The following is a 13,466-nucleotide window of genomic DNA, read 5'->3' as shown; positions in this document are numbered from 1 at the left end:
CAGGCAGTAGCGCCCCTTGGCCCGCACAGACAAACCAAGGAGAAGACCACAATGCCGAACGATCAAAACAAACTCACCAACAATGCCGGTGCACCGGTGGCCGACAACAACAGGGTTCTCACCGCCGGGCCGCGTGGGCCCATGCTTTTGCAAGACGTATGGTTTCTTGAAAAGCTGGCCCATTTCGACCGCGAAGTCATCCCGGAAAGGCGCATGCACGCCAAGGGATCGGGAGCCTACGGCACGTTCACAGTCACCCACGACATAACGCGTTTTACCAAGGCTTCGCTTTTTTCCAAGGTTGGCAAAAAAACTGATCTTTTTGTTCGTTTCTCCACCGTGGCTGGCGAGCGCGGCGCGGCCGACGCCGAGCGCGACATTCGCGGCTTTGCCATCAAGTTCTATACTGATGAAGGCAACTTTGACCTTGTAGGCAACAATACCCCTGTCTTTTTCCTGCGTGACCCCCTCAAATTTCCCGACCTCAACCATGTGGTGAAGCGCAACCCGCACACCAACATGCACAGCGCCCAGGACAACTGGGATTTCTGGTCCCTCCTGCCCGAAGCCCTGCATCAGGTCACCGTGGTCATGAGCGATCGCGGCATCCCGGCCTCATACCGGCACATGCACGGCTTCAGCAGCCACACCATGAGCTTTATCAACGCCAAGAACGAGCGCTACTGGATCAAGTTCCACTTCAAAACCCAGCAGGGCATCAAAAACCTCACTGACGCCGAAGCCCAGGAACTTATCGGGCGCGACCGCGACAGCCATCAGCGTGACCTGTTCGAACATATCGAAAAGGGCGATTTCCCGCGCTGGAAGCTCTTTGTACAGGTCATGCCCGAGCTTGACGCCGAAAAGCTGCCCTATCATCCCTTTGACCTCACCAAGGTCTGGTACCACAAGGACGTGCCCATGTATGAAGTGGGCGTGATGGAACTGAACCGCAATCCCGACAACTACTTCGCCGAAGTGGAGCAGGCTGCCTTCAACCCTGCCAACATCGTGCCCGGTATCGGCTTTTCGCCGGACAAGATGCTCCAGGGACGGCTCTTCTCCTACGGGGATGCGCAGCGCTACCGTCTGGGCGTGAACCATCATCTTATTCCGGTCAACAAGGCCCGCTGCCCCTTCCACAGCTACCACCGTGACGGCCAGATGCGGGTGGACGGCAACTATGGCGGCCACACCAATTATGAACCCAACAGTTACGGCGCGTGGCAGGAGCAGCCGGGCGCGGCCGAGCCGCCGCTCAAAATCAACGGCGATGCCGATCATTGGTCGTATCCCTGCGATGACGCTGATTATTACGAACAGCCCGGCAAGCTCTTCCGCCTTATGACGCCCGAACAGCAGGAAGCCCTTTTCGGCAATACTGCACGCCAGCTGGGCGATGCTCCCAAAATGATCAAACTGCGGCACATCCGTAACTGCGCCAAGGCCGACCCGGCATATGGAGCGGGTGTTGCCCGCGCCTGCGGCATCGATCCTTCTGAAATATGATAGCTGAGGGCCAAGCGCCCTCTGCCTGCCCTTGAGCCTCACAGGTCTGTATACGCCCCAATTCCGCCCCCGGCAGCAATGCCGGGGGCGGCTCGTTATGGCGCCGTTCATGTGCAACGCTGTGGACAAGGCGCGCGGCACTGGGTATGTTTTGTACAGGTCGCTTTACGTGGTATGCGGCGGCCGGTCATAGAGCAGATTAACTTTGAAATGCTTCACATTTCAAAGTGTTCATTCAGCCGAAAATGCGATTTGCGACGGCCATCAGCAGGCTGCACGCTCTATTAACCAATTGCTTTTGTCCGTAGCTTCCTTCGTCGCAACGGCCAAAGCTCGGCTGAATCCACGCCACGTTGTGGCGCGCTGCACTTTCGTGCAGAGTTAGAGCATTTACACTTTTTCAAAGCTAAAATGCTCTGGAAGAGGCGGGCAGACAGCGGCGTTAGCCCTGAGGCCGCCCTCAACTACTGCGGACGCTCACTCAAGGCGTCTTGAAATATCGGGAGGCCCATGCAAACTTCTCGCAAGGTTGTAAGTGTGGCTGCCGTGGCGGTTCTGGTACTGGCAGCCCTTTTTTTATGGCGCTGGCTGGACGGCCGACACGCGGGCAGCCTTACGCTATACGGCAATGTCGATATCCGCCAGGTAGACCTGGCCTTTCGCGTTGGCGGGCGTATATCCGCCGTGCTGGTGGATGAGGGCGACAGCGTGGCCGAAGGGCAGGCCTTGGCCAGACTGGACGCTGATCTGCTGACCCAGCAGCGGGATGAGACCGCTGCCCGTCTTGAAGGCGAAAAGGCCGCTCTGGCCCGCCTTGAGCGCGGGTACCGGGTTGAGGAGATTGCCCAGGCCAGGGCTGCGGTAAACGCGGCCACGGCCCTGTCTGAAAATGCCGCCATCAATCTGCGCCGCGTTGCGGCCATGCGTTCTTCCAACGCCGTTTCCCAGAAAGAGCTGGACAATGCCCGCGCCCAGTCGCGCGAAACGGCGGCAAAGCTCCGTTCTGCCCAGGATCAGCTGGATATGCTGCTTTCCGGCTATCGGGAAGAAGACGTGCTGGCGCAGCGCGCCGCCGTGGCTGGCGCGCAAGCCGCCCTGAAGCGCGTGGAAATACAGTTGCACGACAGCGTGCTTGCCGCGCCGCAAAAGGGCATTGTGCTTACCCGCGCCCGCGAGGCCGGGGCCATCGTGCAGGAGGGGCAGACCGTATACACGCTGACTCTCACGGATCCGGTCTGGCTGCGTGCCTATGTGGACGAGCCGAACCTGGGGCGCATCAAGCCGGGCATGGCTGTGCGCGTCATGGTGGATGCGGCTCCGGGCAAGAGTTTTCCCGGCACGGTGGGTTTTATTTCTCCCACGGCGGAGTTCACGCCAAAAACCGTGGAAACCCGCGAGGTGCGCACCGCGCTGGTGTACCGCCTGCGGGTGCAGGTCGCTGACCCTGAAAACCTCATGCGCCAGGGCATGCCCGTCACCATTGTTGTTGACGAGGCCGCCGGATCATGAGCGCGGCCACAGCGGTTCAGAGCCCTTCCTCCGAGGGTGAAACTGCCGTGCAACTGCGTGATCTGGGCATGACTTTCGGCAAGGGCGCCCACCGCGTGACAGCGCTGAGCGGCGTTTCGGCCACAGTGCCCGCCGGACGCATAACCGGGCTTGTGGGGCCGGACGCGGCGGGCAAAACCACCCTTATGCGCATCCTCGCGGGGCTCATGCTCCCAACGAGCGGCGAGGTGCGCGTTTTTGGCAAAGCCCCGGACAAACTTTTGAGCGAGAGCGCCAACAGCATTGGATATATGCCGCAACGCTTCGGCCTGTACGAAGACATCAGCGTCATGGGCAATCTGCGTCTGCACGCCAGTTTGCGCGGGCTGGAAGGGCAGGCCCGTCAGGAGCTTTTTGACCGTCTTCTTGAGTTTACGTCCCTGGCCGCGTTTACGGACAGGCTGGCCGGGCGACTTTCAGGCGGCATGAAGCAAAAGCTTGGCATTGCCTGTGCGCTCCTGGGGTCGCCCCGCCTGCTGCTGCTGGACGAGCCGGGCGTGGGCGTGGACCCGCAGTCGCGCCGCGAACTGTGGCGGATGGTGCAGGATCTGAGCCGCGACGGCATGACCGTGATCTGGGCCACCGCCTATCTGGATGAAGCCGAACGCTGCCCGCAGGTGGTTGTTCTGGACAAGGGCGGGGTTCTTTATTCCGGTACCCCGCAGGAGTTCACGGACAGGGCGCGGGACAGGGTTTTTCTGCTCAAAGCGCCCCCCGGGGGCCATCGGCGTGAGCTGGCCATCTGGAGTATGCGCCCCGGCATTGAGGACGCGCTTGTTCAGGGCAGCCGTATCCGTCTTGTGCTGGCAAAGGATGCCCCGCCGGAGTTGCGGCGCGAAGTTCAGGAAAAAGGCGGCGAACCCGTGCCACCGCATTTTGAAGACGCCTATATGAGCGCTGTGGGCGGCATTAACCAGAAGCCTTCGCCGTATGGCAGGCTGTATGCGATAAACGGCTCCGGCGCGTCAGGAGTATCCGGCGTTCCCGGCCCGGCGAATTCGCCCGGTACAGGGGCAGGACTGTCAGGCACAGGGGCAAACCCGTCAGGCACAGGGGCAGGCCTGCCCGATGCCGGGTCTGGCCCGGCCAGTTCATCCGGCGCGAAGGCTGGCGCGTCAGGCTCGTCCGGCGCACCGTCTGTCTCCGCGCCCGGCGTAAGGGGTGACGCCCCGGCAGAGTCCCAGCCCTCACCAAGTATTGAAGCCAACAACCTCACCAAAAAATTCGGCGACTTTACCGCCGCGCGCGACATCAGTTTTTCCGTGCGGCCTGGCGAGATTTTTGGCCTTCTTGGCCCCAACGGGGCGGGCAAATCCACCACCTTCCGCATGCTTTGCGGCCTTTCACGGCCCACATCGGGCCAGTGCGCGGTCGCGGGCATGGATCTGCTCACGGCGGGCAGCAATGCCCGCGCCCGCCTGGGCTACATGGCGCAGAAATTTTCTTTGTACCCCGACATTCCGGTGACGGAAAACATAAAAATATTTGCGGAACTGTACGGTCTGAGCCGTCAGCGGCGCGACGAACTCTTGCCCATACTGGCTGACGCCCTTGAATTGCAGGATTTTTTGCACAGCCGCACCGCTGACCTGCCCCTGGGCCAGAAGCAGCGCCTGGCCCTGTTGTGCGCCACGCTGCACGAGCCGCCCGTGCTTTTTCTGGATGAGCCCACCTCCGGCGTGGACGCCCGCACCCGCCGCGACTTCTGGAAGCATATTTCGGCCATGACCACAGCCGGGGCGGCCGTTCTGGTCACCACGCATTTTATGGAAGAAGCCGAATACTGCGACCGCATAGCCCTCATCTACCGTGGGGCCATGATCCATATGGGCACGCCCGACGAACTCAAGGCCTCCTGTAAAACAGTGGAAGACCCCACGCTGGAGGAGGCCTTTATCGCCAGTATTGAAGAATATGACAGGCAGCATCCCCAGTAGGGCATGCGCGATACTGGCGCGATACTGGCGCGATAATGGAATGTCCGCGCTGCCCTCAAGGCGCGGCACCGCCCTTTGTTTTAGAGCAATTTAACTGGCGATGCTGTCGCCATTCGTAAGGCTTCTTCGTCGCCTAACGGCTGCCGCTTGAAATTGCTCTGCTGACGCGAAGGCGGCAGCCGCCACGAAGTGGCGTGGATTCTGGCGCAAACCACGTTTTTCGCCAGAATGATGCGTTGAAACAGGGAGTGTTTCAAAAGCAAAATGCTCTAGGGTGAAAGGCATATGAAGCAAAACCTCTGGCTCCGACAACTGCTTGCCCTTGTCCGCAAGGAGTTTCAGCAGATCGTGCGCGACCCGTCCTCCTATCTGGTGGCCGGGGTTCTGCCTTTTGTCTTTCTGCTGCTGTTCGGGTACGGCATCACGCTGGATGCGGGAATACTGCGCCTTGCGGTGCTCAATGAAAGCGGCGGCAGGCACTCCCTGGATCTCGCGGCGGATTTTGCGCATTCCCCCTGGTTTTCCACGCGCGGGGTCAGCGGTATGGACGAGGCCGCCCGCCTTATGCGCAACTCTGAAGTGCAGGGGATTCTGGTGTTCAGGCAGGATTTCGATGCGGCGCTGGATCGCGGTGGGGTAGGGGAACTGCAGGTTCTGGTGGACGGTTCGGAACCCAACACGGCCCAGTATATCCAGAGCTACAGCCAGGGCCTTGTGACCAGGTGGCAGACCACAGCCCTGCCCGGCGGCGTGGCGGCCGAACCTCCCATCAACGTGCAGCCCCGCTTCTGGTTCAACCCGGCGGCCAAGAGCGTGCAGTTTCTGGTGCCGGGGGCCATTACGGTTATCATGACGCTCATCGGCACCCTGCTGACCTCCCTGGTTTTTGCCCGCGAATGGGAGAGGGGCACCATGGAGGCCATGTTCGCCACGCCTGTGAGCCGCATGCAGCTTTTGCTGGGCAAGCTCATTCCCTATTTCTGCATGGGCATGTTCAGCATGGCTCTGTGCGCCGCAGCGGCGGTGCTGCTCTTTGCCGTGCCGTTTCGCGGCTCGTTGTGGATACTGCTGCTGCTGTCATCGGTATTTATGCTCAGCGCGCTTGGGCAGGGGCTGCTTATTTCCGTCAGCTTGCGCGGGCAGCTTGTGGCCGCTGAGGCCGGACTGTTTTCCGGCTTTCTGCCCGCCCTGCTGCTGTCGGGCTTTGTTTTTGACATCAACAGCATGCCGCCTGTGCTTCAGGCCATTACCAGGCTGCTGCCCGCCAGCTACTTCAACACCTGCCTGCGCACCATTTTTCTTACGGGCGACGTTTGGGCGATTTTCGGCCCCAGTCTGGCCTTTATGGGGCTGCTGGCCGCCATATTGCTGGGGCTGGTGTATAAAAACCTCGTCAAAAGGCTGGATGTGTGATGGCGCGGCGCTTGGGAGCTTCTTCCACCGAGGGTAGGGGGTTGGTTGCAAGAGGGGCGGCCCGTCTGAGCCAGTTTTTCCCCCGCCTGAACCTGCGGCGCATGGCCATCATTGTGCGCAAGGAACTGTTGGTTCTTTTGTGTAACAAGGTTTCGCGCCTCCTTATCATTGTGCCCCCGCTCATGCAGATCGTCATCTTTGGCTGGGCGGCCACCATGGAGGTGCGTAATGTGGATGTGGCCGTGCTGAATCACGACAGCGGGCGCTGGAGCAAGGACATCATACACGCCCTTGAGGGATCGCCCACCTTTCGCAGCGTGATGCGTTTGCAGGGGGAGGGGCAGATACGCCCTGTGGTGGATCGGCAACAGGCGCTTTTTGTGCTGGTTTTTGACGAGGAATTTTCGCGGCATATCGAAAAGGGCGAACCGGCGCAGGCCCAGGTTATCCTGGACGGACGGCGCTCCAATGCCGCGCAGATCGCTGCCTATTATTTCGAGCGCATCGTGGCCCAGGTGGCGACTGCCACGCCACGCGGCCAGGCCATGCAAAGCGCTGCCGCAGAAGTGCCCCGGCTGGACATACGCATGCGCTGCTGGTTCAATCCCAATCTGGAATTTCAGTGGTTTTTTCTGCCCAACCTCATTGGCATGCTGAGCTTCATGCTGGGGCTGGTGGTTACGGGGCTTTCAGTGGCGCGCGAGCGCGAGGTGGGTACGTTTGACCAGTTGCTGGTGTCGCCCGCCATACCCACAGAAATTGCCCTGGCCAAACTTGTGCCGGGCTGTCTTGTGGGCATGGTGCACGGAACCATATTTCTGGTCATATCGGTGCTGGGGTTCGGCGTGCCCTTCACAGGCTCCGTGGTGCTGCTCTATCTGGCCATGCTGGTGTTTGCGGCGGCTTCGGGCGGGGTGGGGCTTATGGTGTCCTCCCTGTCAGCCACGCAGCAGCAGGCTTTTCTCGGCGCGTTTACCGTGGGGGTGCCCTGCATTCTCATTTCGGGCGGCGTGACGCCCATCATGAACATGCCGGTTTTTTTGCAGCATGCCAGTCAGTTGAATCCCTTGCGGCACTTTACGGCCATCATTCAGGGCGTTTTTCTTAAAGACATAACCGTGGCCGCCGCGGCTGTCAGCCTGGGCAAGATCACCTGCATCAGCATTGTGACCGTAAGCGTGGCCGTATGGATGTTCAGGCGCAAGGCCTAGAGCAATTTCATTAGCGATGCTGTCGCCATCCGTGAGGCTTCCTCGTCGCCTAAAGGCTGCCGCTTCAAACTGCTCTGGCGGCGGCATGAACGGGCGTTTGTCATAAAAGGCGCAGCATACGTATGTGCGCGGAGAATTTGCGTGCTTCCTGCACGAGTTATGTGCGCGGCGTATGTGCGCGGCGCAAATATGCGTACATGTGCACAGTTGCGCCGGTGTGGGCGTTTTTTTTGACCCTTGAAGAGCTTATGCCTGATGACTCGTGGAGTCAGCGTGGGGCACGTGCTGCGTTGTCTACTGCGTCTGCTGGCCCGCCTGCGGGTCGACATGCGGGTCGACATGCGGGTCGACATGCGAGGCAACATGCGAGGCAACAGGCGGGTCAATTTGCGGCCCGGCCGGAGATTTGGCCAGCGGGTTGGTCTGCCCATCATGCTGCGGAACCGCCAAATGCGTCGCCGGGTGTGCAGAAGGGTGGGGCTGTGCAACAGGTATGCCCGTTGCCGGTCCGGCGGGTGAGGAGTGCGGCGTGCGCTGTACCCTGCCCACAATGGTGGCTATGACCACAATGGAGTAGACGTAGGCGATAAAGGCCACCAGCACGACGGCGTTTTTGGCGATCCAGGTGTGTGGCGTGATGTCGCCGTAGCCAATGGTCAAGATGGTGATGTAGCTGAAATAGAAAAGATCGTTAATGGCGTTTTCGCCTGCGCCGAGGCCATTGAAGGAGCCAGGGGTGGAGAATTCGATGGCCAGAAAGAGATAGAATCCGCAATAGGCGATGAGCATGAGGCCGCAGATGGCCGCGAATATCATACGTGTGCCGACCATTTGCACGTGGGCTATCTGCCGGAAAACCTCCAGGGTAACGCTGCCGAAAAAGCAGATGTAGAGCAGCAGTACTTCGGCCAGCAGGCTGCTGGCAAAAAAGAGGTTCAGCGATCGGCAGATCATCAGCAACACGCCAAAAAGTACCACAAGCCAGATGACGCGCTTCTTGAATTCAAAAAGCACCAGGCCAGCCAGCAACTGGAAGGGCAGGTAGATGGACTGGGCCATGCCGCCATAGATATTGTCGGGAAAAAAGATATTGAAAACAAAGACGCACAGAAGGGATGCCATCAGCAGCTCAAAACGGTAAACGTAGAGCTTTGAACGAAAAGAATTCAGTTTTTGCAGCATGGTACCCCTCACTGGAACGCGATACTACAAACATTGTCCTCGCCGGGCAAGGGGTGGTAAAGCCCTTTTTATAGACATGGAAGCTTGCGGGCCGTACACTGATCCATGTGAGATTTTTTGTAAAAAATCCCTTTAAACATGTGCTGCCGCAAAAGGCGAAGGCGCTCACCACGTTGGGGGCTGGCGCAAATCAAGGGTAATCTGTTTTTTCTGTGCTACGTGGTCTTGCGTTGGGCGGCCCCGCCCCGCAAGGCCTGCGGCCCCGCTCCGCAAGGTCTGCGGCCCGCCCCGTAAGGCCTGCGGCTTGGCCCTGCAAGGCCTGCGGCCCTAAGGGCCAGGCTGAAACCGTTTTTGCAACTGCGCGCCGTGCCTGCCCATGCGTTTGTCAGGGCATCTTCATCATGAAATTACTTTGGAAAATACTGGAGAACGCCATGCAGTCTTTTTGCCGCTTCAAAATGTCATGGGCAATGCTCTGCCTGTTGGCCGCGATGGTTCTGCCTCCTCTGGCTGGCAGCGCCCATGCCGTGCCTGTGACGACAAAATATTACAGCATCGAATTGCCTGCCGACTGGGTCGTAGTCAACGGGCCAAGCAAGGTCAAGGATGCCATTCAGGTTCTGCTTGGGCAAAAGGAGCATAAGTCCTCGATACTCATTATCGTGGGGCCCGCCAAAGCCGGAGAAGCCGAAGCCGCCGCAAGGGCCAATGCGCAACGGCTGGGTGGCAGCACCCCGGTGCTGCGTCAGGGGCAATGGGAATTCACTTTCGAGCAGCAGGGCGTCAAGGGGTATGGAATTGTGCGCGAGGACAAATCCTCTGGAGTGCTGCTCATGATGCTGGCCAGCGGCGACCTGAAAATGGCAGACTTTATTTACAAAATGCGTGGCCCCTACAAGGCTCTTGTGCCTTTGAAGCCGTAACAGGCGCGCCGGATACATCTTGCACACAAGCCCGGAAGGCCAAAGGCCTTCCGGGCTTGTGTGCGTTCTGGCCGCCACCTTGGCATTGCTCTGACTCCGTTCTGGCCGACGCGCTTTGTGCTCTGCTACAATACGATAAGAGTTTTAGGGGGTGGGGGCGTGGGGGAGGCGACCCTTTTGCAAAAGGGTCCCTCCCCCACAAAGCATATCACCGTAACAGTACAGTACGGTTAGCGGATGAAGTTGGTGGCTTCCCAGGCTTCAATGGCGGGTGGGTTGATTCCGGCGGCCTTGCCGGCGGCAATGCACTTGATGAGCCAGGCCATGTTGTCGCCTAGGGTGCGCATGATCTGCATGCCTTCCTTGTCCTGCACAACTTCCTCGGCATTGTTGCCATGCACGGAGTTCCAGTACTGGGAGGCGACCACGGGCATGCGGGCAATGGTGAAGTATTTGTTCAGTCTGTCAAAGGACGCGCTGGCCCCGCCACGGCGGCAGCTTACGACGGCCGCCGCAGGTTTGAAGGCGTAGGGCGCGGACTTCATGAAGAACGCGCGGTCCAGCAGGGCGCAGAGGGTGGCATTGGGGCCAGCGTAGTACACGGGCGAGCCCACGACCACACCGTCGGCGGCGCGCAAAAGGTCAATGACTTCATTGACGGGGTCGTCCTTGAAAACGCAGTAGCCCGTATCCTTGCATTTTCCACAGGCGATACAGCCGCGTATGGCCTTGGAACCGATCTGGATCAGTTCGCTTTCAACGCCGTTTTTTTTCAGTTGCGCCGCAACGGTGGACAGCGCCGTAAAAGTACAGCCCTTGGGATGGGGGCTGCCGTTGATAAGAAGCACCTTCATGAAGAACTCCTTCTGTTCTCTGCTCAGGCGGTAGGCCTGGGCGGCAGGTTTTTTAAAAAGGTTATCAAATCCGGCGTATCGTGGCTTTTGCATGCCAGATAGCAGCTCGTGTACTGGGCATGGGTCAGGCTGGTCTGGTAGACGGGGTAGCGCCGTGCGGGGCTGGCGAATGGCAGGCCCAGCAGCGCGCCCGCTTTGGGGTGTATGGGCAGCCAGAAGTCCTCAAGGGGATGGGTGTAGGCGCGGCGGGCGGCTTGTGGCAGGCCGCCAAGCCCGAGCAGGCGCAACAGGCTGTCGGCCATGTGGAACATCAGTGTGCGGCCCGGATGGTTGACGGTAATGAAAAGCTGCTCCTCTTGCCACAACTCGCGCAGCAGGGGCGCGCAGACAATGGGGCTTTGAGCCTGTTTTTCTTCCTCGCGGCGAAGGCTTTCTTCCGCCACGGCGGCTACGTCGCCCATCAGGCCCGGTGTCGCGCGCAGGTAGACATGCAGCGCTTCTTCCGGGTTCAGCCCACGCTCCAGCAGGCTTTCCAGCAGGCTGTCGCCAAAATTGATGGATGTTTTGCTGGTCCAGAACGGCCAGTAACCCTTGAAGAAAAGGTTGGGAATTTCAATAGCCTGGCAGTTTTTGGGCAGCCGGGGAAGAATCTGCTCCGTGGAAATGTCGCCCCATTTGGGGGCCAGCCTCTGATACAGAAAGAGCGCGCACTGGCTCAAATCCTGGCTGTCGATATGCTCCCGCGTGTAATTGACGTAGTGGCGGAGGGCAAAGCGCCGCGCAAAGGCCGGAGCATTCTGCAGCAGCGGCAGCAGGGCTTCGCCCTGGCAATTGGCGTGCAGAAGACAGAGGGCCTGTGGCATTGGAGCGCTCCGCGAGGGCGATGCCGCTAGTCCGTTTCCAGATAGGTGGCGCTTTGAGCGCCCTTTTCTGAAACAGTGACGCTGTGCAGGCGCACCAGTCGGGCCTGGGGATCGTCGTGGGCGGCCAGATGCGCCTGCATGCCCTGCCAGATATGGCGCGCCAGATTTTCGGACGAGGGATTGATGCGGTCAAAGGGCGGGGTTTCGTTGAGCAGGCGGTGGTCCAGGGCGTCGAGCACGGCCTTGAGGCCCTTTTTCAGGACTTTGAAGTCCAGCAGCATTTCCGTGCCAGCGGCAAGCTGGCTGCCCTCAACGGTAAGCTCCACGGCAAAGTTGTGGCCGTGCATGCGTTCGCATTTGCCTTCATAGTGGCGCAGGGCATGCCCGGCGGAGAAATCATCACGCACAGTAAGACGCCAGAGTTTTTTTGACATCAGGACAGTATCCTGTAGACCACGAAGGCCGAGATTATGACGATGATAATGGCCAGCACGATACGGACGTTCTGGTTCCACTGAAGACCCTGACCCCCGCTATCGAGGTCATGACCGCCAGTGGAAGGAGGTGTGAAGACGCGTTGCAGCCATGAAAGAAAAGACATGCAATACCAAGGTGTTTAAAGTTTTATCAGTATGGTGCTCTGTTGAGACAATAGCAATTGCATGAAATTTGTCAAAACAAGCTTACGGCGTCCCCCCGTGTCTGCCGTGACGGCGTCGGGCAGGGTACCTTTGTGCGGTCGGGCACCACGTTACCCCGCCCCGGAGGGGCGGCGGGCGGCGCGTGGAAGCCTGCAGGACTCCGGCGGCGGCACGCGTGACATCTGGCGGCTCCCGCATGCGCGTATGGCAGCGTGCCCGTCGGCAGGGCATATGTGCCCCCGGCATCCCTCGCATGCACGTATTGACGGCCGCCCGCACCCTTGACACACTGCCCGCATGAAATGGCCTCTTGTCACCATCACTGCCGCGTCCGGCCCCGTGCGGGCCGTAGCGCCCACCCTGCTGGCGGTGAGCCGCGCCACGGACATTCCCGCCTTCTATATGCCCTGGTTCATGAAAAGGCTGGAGGCTGGCTATGCGTGTTGGGTAAATCCCTTCAGCGGCAAGCCGCAGTACGTCTCCATGGTGCGGGCGCGGGCAGTGGTTTTTTGGAGCAAAAATCCGCTGCCCCTCATTGCGCATCTGCCTGCCGTGGAGGCGCGCGGCCTTGCCTCTTACGTGCAATACACGCTCAACGACTACGAGGCCGAAGGCTGGGAACCGGGGGTGCCGCCGCTGGAGCGTCGGGTGGAGACATTCCGGCGTCTGGCGGAAGCGGTGGGGCCGGATCGTGTGGTGTGGCGTTTCGACCCTCTTATGCTGGCCGCCAATCCCGGCGGCCGCATGCTTTCCTGCGAGGATTTGCTGGAGCGGGTGGAGCGGCTGGCGCAAGCTCTGGCGGGTTGCACCACAAAGCTCGTCTTCAGTTTTGCCGACATCGCCCCCTACCGCAAGGTGGCGGAAAATCTGCGGCGCAAGGGCATGGCCTGGCGCGATTTTACGCCCGATGAAATGCGCCGTATGGCGGCGGCCATAGCGGCAATCTGCGCGCGGCACGGCATGCGGGCCGCCACCTGCGGCGAAAAGGCGGATTTGTCAGCCCAGGGAGTGGAGCATAACCGCTGCACTGATCCTGAACTCATACTTCAACTGACCCGCCGTCATCCAGACGTGCTGGATCTTTTCGGCATGAGCGTCAGCGAGCAGATGCTTTTGCCCGGTGCGTCGGGCGTTTTCGGCGCCGCTCTGGGGACGGAGTACCCCCGTGACCCCGGCCAGCGGCCCACCTGTTTGTGCGTGCCCTGCAAGGATATCGGCCAGTACAATACCTGCCCCCACGGCTGTGTGTACTGCTACGCCAATACTTCGGAAGCGGCGGCGCGCAGGAGCTATCAGGCCCATTCTGTAGACGGGGAATCCATAGCCGAACTGCCGGGAGGCAGAGAATAAATCAACGTTTCCAGGAGGCTCTTTAATCAGAGCTT

At 60.0% G+C, this 13,466-nt stretch carries 12 protein-coding genes; 7 read left to right on the top strand and 5 right to left on the bottom strand.

From position 1 onward, the window contains the following. The first annotated feature begins 51 nt into the window (after positions 1–51). The 5 genes from RBR41_RS04355 to RBR41_RS04335 all read left to right on the top strand — a co-directional run bounded on the left by RBR41_RS04355 (position 52) and on the right by RBR41_RS04335 (position 7,618). Positions 52–1,509, top strand: coding sequence for a catalase (locus RBR41_RS04355; protein WP_320351366.1), 1,458 nt, complete (start codon positions 52–54; stop codon positions 1,507–1,509). Between the two features lie 510 nt (positions 1,510–2,019). After that, entirely contained in the window at positions 2,020–3,018 is a 999-nt protein-coding gene (locus RBR41_RS04350) for an efflux RND transporter periplasmic adaptor subunit (protein ID WP_320351365.1), read from the top strand. After that, on the top strand, positions 3,015–4,994 hold the full coding sequence (locus RBR41_RS04345) for an ATP-binding cassette domain-containing protein (RefSeq protein ID WP_320351364.1): 1,980 nt from the start codon (positions 3,015–3,017) through the stop codon (positions 4,992–4,994). Before RBR41_RS04350 ends, RBR41_RS04345 begins: the two co-directional genes overlap by 4 nt. Positions 4,995–5,279: 285 nt before the next feature. Continuing rightward, positions 5,280–6,407 (top strand): ABC transporter permease, encoded by a 1,128-nt coding sequence (locus tag RBR41_RS04340; protein WP_320351363.1) that lies wholly within the window; start codon positions 5,280–5,282, stop codon positions 6,405–6,407. Beyond that, positions 6,407–7,618, top strand: coding sequence for an ABC transporter permease (locus RBR41_RS04335; RefSeq protein WP_320351362.1), 1,212 nt, complete (start codon positions 6,407–6,409; stop codon positions 7,616–7,618). Before RBR41_RS04340 ends, RBR41_RS04335 begins: the two co-directional genes overlap by 1 nt. 294 nt (positions 7,619–7,912) lie before the next feature. Here RBR41_RS04335 and RBR41_RS04330 read toward each other — a convergent pair whose 3' ends face one another. After that, positions 7,913–8,800: an ion channel gene (locus RBR41_RS04330; RefSeq protein ID WP_320351361.1), complete on the bottom strand. Its 888-nt coding sequence runs from the start codon at positions 8,798–8,800 to the stop codon at positions 7,913–7,915. Between the two features lie 434 nt (positions 8,801–9,234). On the opposite strand from RBR41_RS04330, the gene RBR41_RS04325 reads away from it, so the two are divergent. Further along, positions 9,235–9,723, top strand: a complete 489-nt coding sequence (locus RBR41_RS04325) for a hypothetical protein (protein ID WP_320351360.1) — start codon at positions 9,235–9,237, stop codon at positions 9,721–9,723. Between the two features lie 230 nt (positions 9,724–9,953). Here the strand turns inward: RBR41_RS04325 and RBR41_RS04320 are convergent, their stop codons facing one another. The 4 genes from RBR41_RS04320 to RBR41_RS04305 are packed head-to-tail and all read right to left on the bottom strand — an operon-like array spanning position 9,954 to position 12,041. Next, complete coding sequence (locus RBR41_RS04320; RefSeq protein ID WP_320351359.1) at positions 9,954–10,577, bottom strand: flavodoxin family protein; 624 nt, start codon at positions 10,575–10,577, stop codon at positions 9,954–9,956. A gap of 23 nt (positions 10,578–10,600) precedes the next feature. Next, positions 10,601–11,440 carry a WcbI family polysaccharide biosynthesis putative acetyltransferase gene (locus RBR41_RS04315; RefSeq protein ID WP_320351358.1) on the bottom strand — a complete coding sequence of 280 codons (840 nt, stop codon included), beginning with the start codon at positions 11,438–11,440 and terminating at the stop codon, positions 10,601–10,603. Positions 11,441–11,466: 26 nt separating this feature from the next. Then, entirely contained in the window at positions 11,467–11,874 is a 408-nt protein-coding gene (gene queD / locus RBR41_RS04310) for a 6-carboxytetrahydropterin synthase QueD (RefSeq protein ID WP_320351357.1), read from the bottom strand. After that, the gene (locus RBR41_RS04305; protein WP_320351356.1) at positions 11,874–12,041 is read right to left on the bottom strand and encodes a hypothetical protein; all 168 of its coding nucleotides are present in this window, start codon (positions 12,039–12,041) and stop codon (positions 11,874–11,876) included. The genes queD and RBR41_RS04305 overlap by 1 nt, the downstream gene beginning before the upstream one ends. Positions 12,042–12,378: 337 nt before the next feature. Between RBR41_RS04305 and RBR41_RS04300 the strand changes: the two genes are divergently transcribed. Next, positions 12,379–13,431: a DUF1848 domain-containing protein gene (locus tag RBR41_RS04300; protein WP_320351355.1), complete on the top strand. Its 1,053-nt coding sequence runs from the start codon at positions 12,379–12,381 to the stop codon at positions 13,429–13,431. Positions 13,432–13,466: the final 35 nt, after the last annotated feature.

It is taken from the genome of Desulfovibrio sp., from assembly GCF_034006445.1.
GTDB lineage: Bacteria > Desulfobacterota > Desulfovibrionia > Desulfovibrionales > Desulfovibrionaceae > Desulfovibrio.
Note: the sequence above shows the minus strand (reverse complement) of the source record. Positions and strands in the feature narration are given on the sequence as shown.

Excerpts from the sequence above, each read along its gene's own strand:
- RBR41_RS04355 (WP_320351366.1), top strand. The coding sequence starts at position 52 with ATGCCGAACGATCAAAACAAACTCACCAACAATGCCGGTGCACCGGTG.
- RBR41_RS04350 (WP_320351365.1), top strand. The coding sequence starts at position 2,020 with ATGCAAACTTCTCGCAAGGTTGTAAGTGTGGCTGCCGTGGCGGTTCTG.
- RBR41_RS04345 (WP_320351364.1), top strand. The coding sequence starts at position 3,015 with ATGAGCGCGGCCACAGCGGTTCAGAGCCCTTCCTCCGAGGGTGAAACT.
- RBR41_RS04340 (WP_320351363.1), top strand. The coding sequence starts at position 5,280 with ATGAAGCAAAACCTCTGGCTCCGACAACTGCTTGCCCTTGTCCGCAAG.
- RBR41_RS04335 (WP_320351362.1), top strand. The coding sequence starts at position 6,407 with ATGGCGCGGCGCTTGGGAGCTTCTTCCACCGAGGGTAGGGGGTTGGTT.
- RBR41_RS04330 (WP_320351361.1), bottom strand. The coding sequence starts at position 8,800 with ATGCTGCAAAAACTGAATTCTTTTCGTTCAAAGCTCTACGTTTACCGT.
- RBR41_RS04325 (WP_320351360.1), top strand. The coding sequence starts at position 9,235 with ATGCAGTCTTTTTGCCGCTTCAAAATGTCATGGGCAATGCTCTGCCTG.
- RBR41_RS04320 (WP_320351359.1), bottom strand. The coding sequence starts at position 10,577 with ATGAAGGTGCTTCTTATCAACGGCAGCCCCCATCCCAAGGGCTGTACT.
- RBR41_RS04315 (WP_320351358.1), bottom strand. The coding sequence starts at position 11,440 with ATGCCACAGGCCCTCTGTCTTCTGCACGCCAATTGCCAGGGCGAAGCC.
- queD (WP_320351357.1), bottom strand. The coding sequence starts at position 11,874 with ATGTCAAAAAAACTCTGGCGTCTTACTGTGCGTGATGATTTCTCCGCC.
- RBR41_RS04305 (WP_320351356.1), bottom strand. The coding sequence starts at position 12,041 with ATGTCTTTTCTTTCATGGCTGCAACGCGTCTTCACACCTCCTTCCACT.
- RBR41_RS04300 (WP_320351355.1), top strand. The coding sequence starts at position 12,379 with ATGAAATGGCCTCTTGTCACCATCACTGCCGCGTCCGGCCCCGTGCGG.